10 protein-coding genes and 1 other RNA gene are annotated in these 14,162 nt (G+C 31.3%); 9 read left to right on the top strand and 2 right to left on the bottom strand.

Going from position 1 to position 14,162, the window contains the following annotated elements; genetic code table 11:
* Positions 1–72: 72 nt before the first annotated feature.
* The 5 genes from HY951_02165 (at position 73) to kdsA (ending at position 8,745) form a co-directional block, all read left to right on the top strand.
* Positions 73–2,118 (top strand): T9SS type A sorting domain-containing protein, encoded by a 2,046-nt coding sequence (locus HY951_02165; protein MBI5538833.1) that lies wholly within the window; start codon positions 73–75, stop codon positions 2,116–2,118.
* Between the two features lie 184 nt (positions 2,119–2,302).
* Entirely contained in the window at positions 2,303–4,408 is a 2,106-nt protein-coding gene (locus tag HY951_02160; GenBank protein MBI5538832.1) for a M3 family metallopeptidase, read from the top strand.
* A 70-nt stretch (positions 4,409–4,478) separates the two neighbouring features.
* Entirely contained in the window at positions 4,479–6,587 is a 2,109-nt protein-coding gene (locus HY951_02155) for a hypothetical protein (protein ID MBI5538831.1), read from the top strand.
* Positions 6,584–7,852, top strand: coding sequence for a hypothetical protein (locus tag HY951_02150; protein ID MBI5538830.1), 1,269 nt, complete (start codon positions 6,584–6,586; stop codon positions 7,850–7,852). Before HY951_02155 ends, HY951_02150 begins: the two co-directional genes overlap by 4 nt.
* A gap of 86 nt (positions 7,853–7,938) precedes the next feature.
* Positions 7,939–8,745 (top strand): 3-deoxy-8-phosphooctulonate synthase, encoded by an 807-nt coding sequence (gene kdsA, locus HY951_02145; GenBank protein ID MBI5538829.1) that lies wholly within the window; start codon positions 7,939–7,941, stop codon positions 8,743–8,745.
* Positions 8,746–8,780: 35 nt separating this feature from the next.
* Here kdsA and rnpB read toward each other — a convergent pair.
* Positions 8,781–9,135: RNase P RNA component class A (gene rnpB / locus HY951_02140), an RNA gene on the bottom strand.
* A gap of 102 nt (positions 9,136–9,237) precedes the next feature.
* On the opposite strand from rnpB, the gene HY951_02135 reads away from it, so the two are divergent.
* From HY951_02135 to HY951_02120, 4 genes are all read left to right on the top strand, one after another.
* Positions 9,238–10,023, top strand: a complete 786-nt coding sequence (locus HY951_02135; protein ID MBI5538828.1) for a class I SAM-dependent methyltransferase — start codon at positions 9,238–9,240, stop codon at positions 10,021–10,023.
* Positions 10,024–10,090: 67 nt separating this feature from the next.
* Positions 10,091–10,807 (top strand): ABC transporter ATP-binding protein, encoded by a 717-nt coding sequence (locus HY951_02130; protein MBI5538827.1) that lies wholly within the window; start codon positions 10,091–10,093, stop codon positions 10,805–10,807.
* Positions 10,791–11,339, top strand: a complete 549-nt coding sequence (locus HY951_02125; protein ID MBI5538826.1) for a cob(I)yrinic acid a,c-diamide adenosyltransferase — start codon at positions 10,791–10,793, stop codon at positions 11,337–11,339. The genes HY951_02130 and HY951_02125 overlap by 17 nt, the downstream gene beginning before the upstream one ends.
* Positions 11,340–11,359: 20 nt before the next feature.
* Entirely contained in the window at positions 11,360–11,779 is a 420-nt protein-coding gene (locus tag HY951_02120; protein ID MBI5538825.1) for a hypothetical protein, read from the top strand.
* A 32-nt stretch (positions 11,780–11,811) separates the two neighbouring features.
* On the opposite strand, the gene HY951_02115 is transcribed toward HY951_02120, so the two are convergent.
* Entirely contained in the window at positions 11,812–14,133 is a 2,322-nt protein-coding gene (locus HY951_02115; GenBank protein MBI5538824.1) for a T9SS type A sorting domain-containing protein, read from the bottom strand.
* Positions 14,134–14,162 lie beyond the last annotated feature (29 nt).

Here is a 14,162-nt window from a genome sequence, read left to right as displayed (position 1 = left end):
GATGCAACTTATTTTATTGTAAATTTGTCTAAACAGAAAATATAATAGATTTTATTATTTATACACGTTATTATGAAACTTTTATTTTTTATTTTGTTAAGTATTCTCTTACCAATACTAACTATTGCTCAGATTAACTTTCAAGATATTATACCAGATAAAACTGTTAATCGTTCAAGCCAACCAGATACTTTTAAAATTGACTTAAATGGAGATTTGACTTATGATATAGGTTTTTTTGATATAGTAACATCTACATCTCCTCCGCCATCATATAAAATTGGCGTTATAAGTTATAGCAATGACATTTCTTTTTCAATGATTGGTGGCTTTGGAAAAGTATATAATCTTTATGATACCATTAGTAACAATTCAACTTGGAATAGTGGTAGCATTAGTCTAGTTCAATATTATATTTCGTATTCAGGAAACTGGGCAAATGGGAAAGATGATAAATTTTTAGGCGTAAGGAACATTATTGGGTCAGACACTTTATATGGATATATTCGACTATCTATTCCAGTTGACTTATCTTTTATTACTGTCCATGATTATGCATTTGAGACTGTAGCCAATTCAAATATTTTTGCAGGACAAGGTATTAATCATGCTGTAAAAAACATTTCTGTTGCTGATATTGGAAATGAAATGACTGGTGATGATTTATCAATAACATTAGAAAAAGCAATAGATGAATCTTTTGTTTCATCTTACCGGATTATTGTAGTTCCTTCTATCTTTGCAAATACATTTAATCTTGACTCTGCTATTATAGTTCAGCCATCATCTTACAAATCTATTATCCCTGGAGGAACAGACACAACATTTATTTTCGGAACCATAACAAGGGACACTAAAGGAGATTTCATTTCAGACCTTAAACCTTATAAAGTATTTGTATTATCTGTTCCAGATGGAATTTTCACTACAAGTTATGCATTATCATCACCTTCTTCAGCAATTGAACTACGCTCTGTAACTCAAACTGCAACTAATATTGTAGTTGAGGACATAGGAAATAATAATAATAGTAATGATATTAATATTTGTTTTTCTCGAGTAAGTTGTGAAACATGTATAAAAAATTACAGACTTTTTATTGTAAACGATTCATTAGTTGATTCATTCTCAATAGAAAATGCAATGATGGTATCTACTACTTCATATTATGATTTTAATTATACTCAATTAAATCCATGTTTAAACTTACCTTCTCTTTTATATGACGTACAAGGAGCTCCAGTTCAAAATAATGAGTTATATCGTTTTTTCATTATGACAGTTCCTGATTCAATTAATACAGATTATCCATCTATTTCTTTGCCTTCAAATTTATTTATGCTTCAATCTCCTAATATATTTACTACTGGCACAACAACAGATTGCAATTATACAGATATTATCCCAGACACAACTATTGGAAGTGGCTATGGTCCATCTATTTATTATTATATAGATTTAAATCATGACGGTATAAATGACTTTTATTTTGAAACATTTTATGGTGGTGGTCTTGGTGGAAATTATTCCCATTTATATATTGTTTCTTTAAATGGAAATCAATTTTTGACTAATAATTCATCTAACCTAAACCTTCCAGTTCTTTATCAAAAGGAGCTACTCTTTAATGAACAAAATTGGAATAGTGGAACTGGCTACCTTAGCGGTCATTTCTGGAGCATTTCTTCTTATTATATGAGCTATGGAAATTGGGCTAACATAAATGATGGTTTTATTGGAGTCAGAATTTTTAAAAACAATGACACTCTTTACGGATGGATAAACATTGGAGTTTCTGGAACAAATGTAATTACTATTAAATCATTCGCATTGAACATTACAAATAATTCCATTGAAAAAATAAATCAATTACCAGTAATGTTTTCGTTTTTTCCTAATCCTGTAAATGATTATATAGAAATAGATTGCGAAGGTTTTGATTTAAAAAAAACAAATTGTTCGTTTTATAGCATGAATGGGAAATTGCTATTTGTTAAAAAAATAATTCAAAATAAATCCAAAATAAATACAAAACTACTAACAGATGGCACTTTTCTTATTAAAATTGATGATGGTAAAAATATTATCACAAAAAAACTCATTAAGAAAAACTTGTAAGATTTAGACACAAAAAATTCAATTATAAGAAAGCAATTTCTCGAATTAGATTTGCTTATGATGTTTTTTATTCACTAAACAATCTTTTATAACCTTACTAATTAATAATTATAGATTTTTATTATTAAAAATCGTGGCTTTTCTATTAAAATAATTAAGTTTGTAATACTTAAAAAATCATATCATGAAAAAGAACTTGCTTTTAATTAGTTTGTCTTTGCTTATTCTAGTTTCTTGTAATAACAGTACTACCGAAACTACTGCAACAAGTGATAATCCTTTACTAAATAAATTTGAAACCCCTTTTGAAGTACCGCCTTTTGATAAAATAAAACCTGAACATTTCTTGCCTGCATTTGAAGAAGGCATGAAACAACAAAACGAAGAAATTGCAGCAATAGTAGATAACACAGAAGCTCCTACTTTTGCAAACACTATTGAAGCATATATGAATAGTGGTGAATTACTTGGTAAAGTAGGAAGTGTTTTTTCAAACTTAAACTCGGCAAATACAAATGCAGAAATTCAAAAAATTAATGAGGAAATCAGTCCAAAATTATCTTCTCACAGAGATGAATTAACTTTAAATCCAAAATTATTTGAAAAAATAAAATCTGTATATCAACAGAAAGAGAAGTTTAATCTTAATGAGGAGCAACTCTATCTATTAGAAAATATTTATAAGAGTTTTGTAAGAAACGGTGCACTATTACCAAAAGATAAACAAGAAGAACTTAAAAAAATTAACAGTGAATTATCTTCACAAGTTGTTAGTTTTGATCAGAATTTATTAGCAGAAACAAATGATTTCAAATTAATAGTTGACAAAAAAGAAGATCTTGCTGGTTTACCGGAATCAGTAATAGCTGCAGCTTCAGAAACAGCACAAAAAGACAGCATGCCAGATAAATGGGTTTTTACTACTTCAAAATCTAGCATGATTCCTTTTTTACAATATTCAGAGAACAGAACCCTACGTGAAAAACTATATAAAGCATATATAAACAGAGGAAACAACAATAATACAAATGACAATAAAGCAATTCTAGCGAAAATTGTTACATTAAGATCACAAAAAGCAAAATTATTAGGTTATGCAGACTATGCTTCTTACAAATTAGAAAGTAGAATGTCAAAAACTCCAGAAAAAGTTTTTGAATTACTTGACCGTTTATGGGTACCTGCAATTAAAGTTGCAAAAAATGAAGCCAAAGAATTACAATCTATTATTAATAAAGAAGGTGGAAAATTTAAACTTGAAGCATGGGATTGGGGATATTATGCTGAAAAACTTCATAAAGAAAAATACGATATTGATGAAAATGCAGTACGACCATTTTTTAAACTTGAGAATGTTAGAGATGGCGCATTTACAGTAGCTAACAAATTGTACGGTTTAACTTTCGAACCGATTAAAGATATACCACTGCCTCATGCCGATGCAACTGCTTTTGAAGTTAAAGAAGCTGACGGTTCACATCTCGGAGTACTTTATATGGATTTTTACCCAAGAGAAAGCAAAGAAGGTGGTGCATGGTGCGATGGCTATCGATCATATCATGTAAAAGACGGAAAACCTGTTACTCCTGTAATTACAGTTGTTTGTAATTTCACAAAACCTACAAAAGACTCTCCATCATTATTAAGTATGGACGAAACTGAAACTTTATTCCACGAATTTGGACATGCTGTTGAGGGTTTACTAAGTAAAAACACATATTCAACAAATTATGTTGCACAGGATTTTGTTGAACTTCCAAGCCAGTTAATGGAGCACTGGGCATTTAACAAAGATGTTTTAACATTATACGCTAAACATTATAAGACCGGCGAAATTATTCCTGATGAACTAATTGAAAAACTTAATAAAGGTGGTTTATTTAATCAGGGATTTGTTACAACAGAATACCTGGCTGCGTCATTCCTTGATATGGCTTATCATACACAAAAAGACATTAAAGAAATTGACATTGCTAAATTCGAAAAAGAATATTTCCAGAAGCTGGGACTTATTCCAGAAATTGACTCACGTTATAGAAGTACATATTTTGGACACATAACCGGTGGTTATGATGCAGGTTATTACGGATACATCTGGTCTGCAGTTCTTGACAATGACGCATTTGAAGCATTTAAAGAAAAAGGCATTTTCGATAAAGAAACTGCAACTGCTTTCCGAAAAAATGTATTGGAAAAAGACGGCACCGAAGATCCTACTAAAATGTATGTTAATTTCCGTGGTCGTGAGGCTAAAATTGAGCCTTTACTTAAAAGCAGAGGGCTATTATAATTATACTGTAAATTTTTAATATTTAACAATAAAGCAACTTTTTTATTGTAATATAAGTCTGAACTACATAGTGAGAAAATCTGGGATTCTTATATTATTTATTTTAACGGTTTTATTTTCGTGCAGAAAAGAAGACATTCATCCTCAATGGGATGTAAATTTACTAAGTCCTATTGCAAAAACTAAGCTGACATTAAATCAGATTGTTGCCGATAGTCTTATACAAGTAAATTCTGACAGTAGTATTTCTCTTATTTATCAAACTCCTCTGGCAGATATCAGACTTGATACTATAGCTGAATTACCCGATACTTCAATTACTTATTCGGCAAAACTTAGTACGATAAATATCAGTCCGATAAATATCGTTCATAGTGTATCTCTTGGCTCAATTGCAGAGCAAGACAAAATAACAAATGGACCAACTGGTGGTTTATACGAAACAATAATGACAGCACATAACACCGGAACTCAAACTACAATTTCTGCTATTGCTCCAATGTCATTTGACAGTATTGTTGTTGATGCTGGAAGTTATTTTCAGACTATTTCTGTAAACCAGGCATACATTGATATTAAGATAGAAAATCATCTTCCTATTACACTAACTAATATTATTTTTCGGTTAAAAAATAAAGTGAGTGGCATTGTACTATTAACTGACAGTTTTCTAGTTATACCTTCAGGTACATCACAAACAAAAACCGAGTTTCTAACAAATGTAATGATTGAAAACTTAATGTGGGGAGATGTTACTATCAGTTCTCCAGGCTCGGGTATTCCTGCAACAATTGACACAAGTCAATCTGCTACAACTTCGATAACCGTAAGAGACATTAAAATTGATTCTGCAATTGCCCGATTCCCATCTCAGGAAATAATAAATTACAACAATGATGCTGTTATTAATACTACTGACAATTTACAAATATCAGAAGCATGGGCAAAAACCGGACAGATTAGTGTAGATATTTTTAATACTATTGAGGAATCAATGCATTATCAATTTCAATTACCCGGAGCAAAATTAAATAATGTACCTCTTACATTATCAGGAATTATACCAGCAGCCATAGGAGGCAATGCGTCACACACTACTATCTCGCAGGATTTATCAGGATATAAAATCGATTTTAGTGGTAAAAATCAGGACACTATTAATAGCCTGAATTACATTTTAACAGGTAGTATAGATTCATCAGGAAACTTTGTAAGTCTTACAATGAATGACAGTATTTATGTGAATTGTTCATTCTCTAACATTCTTCCCGATTACGCCCGTGGTTTCTTTGGAAACAGACATATTGAACAGGATTCTACAATTAATTTTTCTGTACTTAACGATTTACAAATTGACGAACTTAGTTTTGATAACATTAAGGTTAGCCTTACTGTTGAAAACCAGATTGGGACTAATGCACAAGCTAATATTACAGAATTAACAAGCATCAATACAAATAACAATTCAAACATATCTCTTTCAGGAACTGCACTCTCCTCTCCTTTTAATATTTCAAAACCAAACGATCCTCACTCAACTTTAGTGGACGTTGTTCCAACAATTAACACATTCAATTTAAACAATACCAATTCAAATATTAATCAATTAATAAATATTTTACCTAATAAATTCAGATATCGTGTTGCATTAGATATAAACCAAGGAATTACACCTCCTGCTCCTGGCTCGGGAACTGATTTTATTTATTACGGAGATAAAGTAAGCTCAAAACTAAATATAGAAGTCCCATTATCATTTATAGCAGGAAACTTAGTTCTTAGAGATACTGTTGCACCTGATTTTGCAAATACCGATATCAGCAATGTTAATGGCGGAAGTATAATACTGAACTCAACTAATATGTATCCGATTGATGCATCTACAAAAATTTATTTCCTAAATGAGTTAAATGTTATTTATGATTCTCTTTCAATTATACCAATATTTATTGATGCAGCTCAGGTAAATCTTATATCTCAACGTGTAACACAACCAAGAATTTCAAAAAATATTATTCCGCTAACAAAATCCAAACTTCAAAGTCTGTTTTTATCTAAAAAGCTAATTATTGAAGCAAAATTTAACACACAACCTGCACATACACATGTTAAGATATACAGCGACTATTATATTGATTTTAAACTTATAGGCGATTTTAGTTATAGAGTAGAAAAATGAAGCAGGTTTTAAACATTATTTTACTTTCTATTCTGTGTTTTAATTTAAAAGCACAGGTTGTTCCATTATTATCTCAAATAAAAAATAGCGAGGATTCTATCTTTACAGAAACAGGTGCAAATTTTTATTCATATCTGGGATCAAATTCTATTAATAATAAATTTGCGACAACACTTTTTAAAAGTGGTTTTATTGATGATGATTTAAAAAGTTCAAACCACCTAAAAGGAAAAAACATTTTAGGAACAGATCTTTTTTCAGAAATTTATATTGCAAATATGCCCGATTCAATGTGGGGGTTATCAAATTTCGGTTATAGAATCGGAATAGCACATAAACAATTCAGATCAGTTAATTTTAGTGATGATTTATATAACCTAATATTTTTCGGTAATAAACAATTTGCAGGAGAATCTGTTAATTTCAGCAATACAAAATTCAGATCGATTGATTACCAAAAGTTAGAACTCGGATTATTTAAAAATTACAGTGATAATGAAACCAGAGTAAACATCTATTTCGGACTGAATTTACTTAAGGGACAACAGATACAATCTTTGAATATATTTGAAGGATCATTCTACACTGCCGATGACGGAAGTTATTTAGACTTAAACACAAAATTATCATACCTAACATCAGATCAGTCCCACAAAAGAATTAGCGACTTTAATGGAATAGGATTTTCATGCGATGCTATTTTTACAGTTGAAGATATAGACTCTAAACTTAGCTTTACATTTGCAAGTCAGGATTTGGGATTTATTTCGTGGTCTAAAAAAAGCTACTACTCTAACCTAGATACAGCAATTCACTTTGATGGTATTGAAATAACAAATATTTTAAATGTTGCTCAGGAAAATATTCATGGAATGTCAAAAGACAGTTTAATGGATATTTTATATAACAACAATGACACAGTACCATTTAAAGTTACTATTCCTGAAAAACTCAGTTTGGAAATTAAAAAAGAATGGTCAGGTTTCTTAAACTCTGCTATAATTGGAATGAGTTATATATTTGACACCGGGCAACCTCTTCCACAATTTTATGCTGTTCAAACTGCTAAGGTTTCAAAATGGCTGAATATTGGATTAATTGAAAACTATGGAGGATTCGCAGGATTTAATGCAGGAATATTATTAAAAATAAAACCTAATAAAAAATTTGCAGCAACTTTATCATCTGGTGATCTAACAGGATTTATTTTTCCTCGTGAAGCATATGCAAGAAGCATAATGGTAGGGGTATCTTATAAGTTTTAATTTCATACTTTAATTTATTATAATTTGTTATGATAAATTATTTGACATAGAATAAAAATTAAAGTATTTTCGTAAAAAAATATACAATGAACTCGATTTACAATAATATATTAAAAAATAAAAACTTTTTCCTTATTGCAGGTCCATGCGTTGTTGAGAGCCATGAAATAACTTTTATGGTTGCTGAAAAAGTTAAAGCACTGTGTGAAAAATTTGAGATACCTTTTATTTTTAAAGCTTCATATAAAAAAGCAAACCGTTCAAGTATTAGTTCATTTTCAGGTATTGGAGATATTCAAGCATTAGAAATTATAAAAGAGATAAAAGAATCATTAAAAGTACCGGTAATTACCGATATTCACAGCACCGAAGATGCAGAACTTGCTTCAAAATATGTTGATATGCTTCAGATTCCTGCATTTTTATGTCGTCAAACCGATTTACTTTTAGCAGCTGGAAAAACAGGTTTACCAGTAAATATAAAAAAAGGACAATTTGTATCACCAGAAGCAATGAAGTTTGTAGCTGACAAAGTTAAAACTACCGGAAATTCAAACATTTTACTTACCGAACGAGGAACAACCTTTGGATACGGCGATTTAGTTGTTGATTACAGAAGTTTACCAATAATGCAGAAATTCGGATATCCTGTTGTTTTAGATTGTACTCATTCACTACAACAGCCTAATCAATCAACCGGAGTTACAGGTGGATTACCAGAACTTATTGAAACTATATCAAAAGCAGGTGTCGCAGTTGGCGTAGATGGTTTGTTTATTGAAACTCACCCCGACCCATCAAAAGCATTATCTGATGGCGCAAATATGTTAAAACTTGACTTATTAGAAGGCTTGCTTGAAAAGCTTGTTAAAATAAAGAAAGTAATAAACTAAAAATGCAGTCAGGTCATTCGACCTCACTGCATTTTATAAGATAGCAGACCTATAAGCCGGGTTCTGTTTCCCATAAGGGATTTCTATCATTTGTCTTGTTTCGCAATCACTCACGAAATCTAGCAACCTACCCTCCGGCATTGGACGAGCAATCCTATAGCGCCGGTTTACATGGTCTTGCAGCTCACAAGGTACACAGCTGTTATGTTACCACAACACTGGTAGGCTCTTACCCCACCTTTTCGCCCTTACCACAATAAATTGTGGCGGTTGTTTTCTGTTGCATTGCTATACCCTTGCAGGTATCTTCCAGTTAGGAAGTGTGACGCTCTGCACTGCCCGGACTTTCCTCCCCGCAAATAAATACGGAGCGATAGAACAGTCTGCATCTTGCAAAGATACACAATTTAAATTTTTATTAAAATACCTTAAAACCAATACAAAATATAGAAATAATTTATATATTTCGTAATAATTATCCATCTTTGCAGGATGTCAAACCCAATCTTAAGTAAATTAAAATATCTTTTGTGCTCTAAACATGAGAAAGGATTTGGAATTCATTCTCCTTTTCTGTTTGATTTAATTACTTTAATTTTTAATGACAAAAGCGACAAAATTGCATATCGTAAACTTGATTTAATAAGAAAAGAATTACTTGAATCAGATAAAGTTATAACTGTTACAGATTTCGGTGCAGGATCAAAAGTTTTTGAAACAAATAGCAGAAAAATTTCAGAAATAACAAAGTACTGTACAATAAAGAAAAAATATGGTAAATTGTTATACAGGCTGGCAGCATATTACAAACCAGAAACGATATTGGAACTTGGATCCTCGCTGGGCTTAAGTGCATCTTATCTTGCTTTAGGCAATCCTAATGCAAAGGTTGTTACAATTGAAGGGTGTAGTGAAACTGCAAAAATTGCACAGGATACATTTACATTGGCAAATGCAAATAATATTACAATTGTAAATGGCAAATTTGAAGAAGTATTGCCACTAACTTTTTTTGATTTACGCACCTTAGGTATTGTTTATTTTGACGGCAATCATACAAAAAAAGCTACATTAGATTATTTCGAAAAATGTATTCCATTTATTAATAATAATTCACTTTTTATTTTTGATGATATTCATTGGTCAGAAGAGATGGAAGAAGCATGGAATGAAATCAGAAAAAATAAGAATGTAACATTATCAGTTGATTTATTTCAACTTGGACTTGTATTCTTTCATAATGAATTAACAAAGCAAGATTTTACTATAAGATTTTAATCCAATTTCTTTACTTAAATATTGCTAACTTGCATTACACTTTTAAATAAGAAAAATGAGCGAAGAAATAATCACACTTAAAAAAATCTATAAATACTACCAAATTGGAACCGAGGTAGTAAAAGCTCTTCGTAATATTGATCTGACAATTCTCAGAAATGAATATGTTGCCATAATGGGGCCATCAGGTTCAGGAAAATCTACTTTAATGAATTTATTAGGCTGCCTGGATACTCCTTCCTCTGGGGAATATTTTCTTAACAAAAAAGATGTTAGCAGAATGAGTGACAATGAGCTTGCCGAAGTCAGAAATATTGAAATTGGTTTTGTTTTTCAAACATTTAACCTGATGCCAAGATATAATGCATTGGAAAATGTAATTCTGCCATTGGTTTATTCTGGAAAAAGCAAAGCAGAAAGAAATAACAGAGGCATAGATGTATTGAATAATGTGGGACTTTCTGACAGAATGAAACACAAACCTAATGAATTAAGCGGTGGTCAACGCCAGCGTGTAGCTATTGCTCGTGCTATGGTTAATAACCCTTCTATAATTTTGGCCGATGAACCAACAGGAAATTTAGATTCTAAAACCTCAGTTGAAATTATGCGTCTTATAGATGATATTCATAAAAAAGGCAATACAATTATTTTAGTAACCCATGAAGAAGATATTGCCAGATATGCTCATAGAATAATCAGATTAAAGGACGGCAGAATTGAATCTGATTTACAAAACACAGAACGAATTAATATGAGTCTTTTAAATGAAAATATACACTAAAACCGGAGATAAAGGAACAACTTCACTAATAGGTGGTAAAAGGGTTCAGAAATTTCACGAACGTATAGAAGCCTACGGAACAGTTGATGAATTAATTTCTCATGTAGGTTTGTTAAGAGATCAGATTTCTGATAATAACATAAAGGAAAATTTACTTTTTATTCAGGATAGGCTTATGACCTGTGCTACAATACTAGCAACAGATTGCGATGGGTGTAACTTAAAACTTCCGATATTAATTGAAGCAGATATAGAAAAATTAGAATCAGAAATTGATGAAATGGAGAAACAGCTTGAACCATTACATTCGTTTATTCTACCAGGTGGTCACCCTTTGGTTTCACAAGCTCACATTTGCAGAACAGTTTGCCGTCGTGCAGAAAGACATACTCTTGCTCTTAGCCAGAATCACAAAGTAGATGAATTAGTGATTAAATTCCTAAACCGTTTATCAGATTATTTATTTGTTTTTGCAAGATATATTTCAAAATTGCAAAATGCAAAAGAGATTCCATGGAATCCGAAATATTAATTCTTTAATTACTGATTTTCATGAAGATTTATCCGTCAATTCTACTTTTATCAACCACTATACTCTTAATTTTATATTCAATTTCTAATATTATTCTTTCATTAATTTCCTTAAATAGTCCTATGCCATCAAGTGAATTTGATGCTATGCATAATGTTGCAATGGGACTTTACAGTTTGCTAATTTTAGTTTTTAGTTTAAATATTGCAGCTACAAGTATTTTTATTCTTAAATTAAAAAAATGGGCCTATATTTTGAATTTTATTTTATTATTTTTCACTTTGTTATTATTAGGAATAAGCGATCTTAAAGAAATTTCAATACAAACTTCAATTAGTTCAGAAATTTCAATCACAAAAGAAGTTATTCCAATTTTTATTTTAATCCTCTTACTTATAAATTTCAAACATTTTTGGTTCAAGAAAAGAGCCATTCATTAATGAATGGCTCTTTAAAACAATTTTAAACAAAATTATTCTGTAATTATTATTTTTGCAGTATAAACTTCATCAGAGGTTTTAACTTTAACAAAGTACAACCCTTTACCATTTAGGTGTAACGAATGCTTAAACTCAATATTTGAAATCGACTCAATTATTTCATTCAAAACTATTTTACCCAAAATATCAGTAACTTCAATTGAAACTGTTCCATTATTATTCAAATTACAGGCTAACATAAAATCGCCTTTTGAAGGGTTTGGCCAAACATTTAGCACATTATCATAAAATTTGGAATATGTTACAAACTGTATCTCTTCTATCATTGTAGAAACAGTATTAGTCATAACAGGCTGATTAAAATCAAAATATATATAAGCTGTATTTTGAACTTCATCGCCAATACCAAGAGTGTTTTCAGGTTTTACTTTATATGAAACATAACCATTGCTGCCAGCTTGATTTATTCCACTATCAGGTAACTGTATATTATTAAAAACAAAATCAACTATACCGGCATCATGAAGATTAAAATTGCAAGGGTGGCTTGAAGATACCATCTCAAAACTTGAAACATCAAGATTATAACTTAAAGTATCAGTTATGTGAATATTGAAAGCTGTATCTGTTCCTGTATTCTGGAATCTGATTGTATAATTTAAATAATTACCTGCTGCAACCAAAGCTGGTGGAAAAACCCCACTAGGTGAAACTGCCTTATCATTTGGATCCCATGAACCAGAAACAACTCTGTTATCTGAAGAATAATTATTTGCAGGATTATCATCTCCAACAATAGGAAGTATAGTTGCATCAGAACTCACTATAGTACCTAGAGTTATAGTTGGCGGAATGTTAACATAAAAATAAATATAATGATAAACATTCGGCTCTATTCCGGTAATATTCCATGTATATAAATTACCAGAATTAGATGAATAAGCAGGAGAACAAGAAGTATAAACAGGAACATTACTCAAGTTTAAATTTATTGTAGCATTCATAGTATCGGTACCATCATTGTAATATGTTATATAATACACTGAAGCAAATCCGGGGCGCATTGCCGAGCTACTTAAGATTACTCGCAAATCGCCATGTGCAGAAACATATACACCGAAATCATTTAAAGCATCTGTTTGATATGCATTGTACATTGTTGCAGTATGTGATGCAGGACTCATTGTTGTATAAACCGAGTTGTTTACAGGTGTTATTACAAAATTACCGGTATCTACAAGAAATTCGTAGTACCCACTTGAGTTTGAAGTTGCATATAACGGACCCGGTGTTAACATTGCAACCATATTTTGCAAAGGATTTTCACCAGCATCTTTTATACCATCATTATCCAGATCTTCATAAAATGTACCCGAAATAGTATTACAATGCTGAACCAGATTAACATTAATATTATCTGTTGCTGTACACCCATAAGCATCTGATACAGTTAATGAATAATTAGAAGTAACTGTAGGACAAATAACCAATGAATCATTAGTAGATTGATTGCTCCATAAATATGACACAATAGTTGATCCACCAATTGGATGAACAGTAATAGTATCGCATATTCCGTTACATATCGAATAATCTGAACCAAGATTTGCAGAAGGAGCTAAATTATTTACAGTTGCAAATGCAACAGCAGTGCAACCATTAGATTCTGTTGCGGTAACAGTGTATGTACCCGCAAAGAGATTTGTAATAGTAGGCATATTCGCTGCGGTACTCCATGTATACATATAAGGAGCATTTCCTCCACTGGCATTTATACTAGCAGTACCATGACCCTGGCTACATGTATCGGGTACAGAACTTGCAGTTGCTACAAACAAAGGTGGTTGAGATACCACTGCAGTTGCAGCAGTTGTACAACCATTATTATCTGTTATAGTAACAGTATAAATTCCTGCACAGGCATTAATGGTTGAAGTTGTAATCATTCCATTTGACCAAAAATATGTAAATGGAGGATTTCCTCCCATAACATTAGCAGTAATAACACCATTACAATCACCAAAACAAATCACATTAGCTGTAGTTAGGGTTACTACTATTTGTATGGGCTCTGTTATTGTTACAGATGCAGTTGTAGTTGCAGCAAGATAATCAGTTACAGTAACAGTATATATACCGGCACAAAGATTAGTTGCAGTTTGTGTTGTATTGGCAGGCACATTACTCCAGTTATAAGTATAAGGTGCCGTACCTCCGGTTGCTGTAACAGTAGCAGACCCATTACATAAACCGTGACATAGAACATTAGTTTGCGAACTTATTGTTGCATTTAGCTGTGCAAATCCGTTTATTGTTATAGCCATAACAATAAGAGAAAGAAATATTTTATTCATGTTTGTTTGGTTTTTAATTGAAGACGATA

The sequence above is a fragment of the Bacteroidia bacterium genome (assembly GCA_016218155.1).
Lineage (GTDB): Bacteria > Bacteroidota > Bacteroidia > Bacteroidales > GWA2-32-17 > GWA2-32-17.
The sequence above is the reverse complement of the archived record's forward strand: the minus strand, read 5'-3'. Positions and strand labels throughout refer to the sequence as shown.

Bases quoted from the DNA above. Each gene is read 5' to 3' on its own strand.
- HY951_02115 (MBI5538824.1), bottom strand. From the start codon at position 14,133: ATGAATAAAATATTTCTTTCTCTTATTGTTATGGCTATAACAATAAAC.
- HY951_02160 (MBI5538832.1), top strand. From the start codon at position 2,303: ATGAAAAAGAACTTGCTTTTAATTAGTTTGTCTTTGCTTATTCTAGTT.
- HY951_02125 (MBI5538826.1), top strand. From the start codon at position 10,791: ATGAAAATATACACTAAAACCGGAGATAAAGGAACAACTTCACTAATA.
- kdsA (MBI5538829.1), top strand. From the start codon at position 7,939: ATGAACTCGATTTACAATAATATATTAAAAAATAAAAACTTTTTCCTT.
- HY951_02150 (MBI5538830.1), top strand. From the start codon at position 6,584: ATGAAGCAGGTTTTAAACATTATTTTACTTTCTATTCTGTGTTTTAAT.
- HY951_02135 (MBI5538828.1), top strand. From the start codon at position 9,238: ATGTCAAACCCAATCTTAAGTAAATTAAAATATCTTTTGTGCTCTAAA.
- HY951_02120 (MBI5538825.1), top strand. From the start codon at position 11,360: ATGAAGATTTATCCGTCAATTCTACTTTTATCAACCACTATACTCTTA.
- HY951_02165 (MBI5538833.1), top strand. From the start codon at position 73: ATGAAACTTTTATTTTTTATTTTGTTAAGTATTCTCTTACCAATACTA.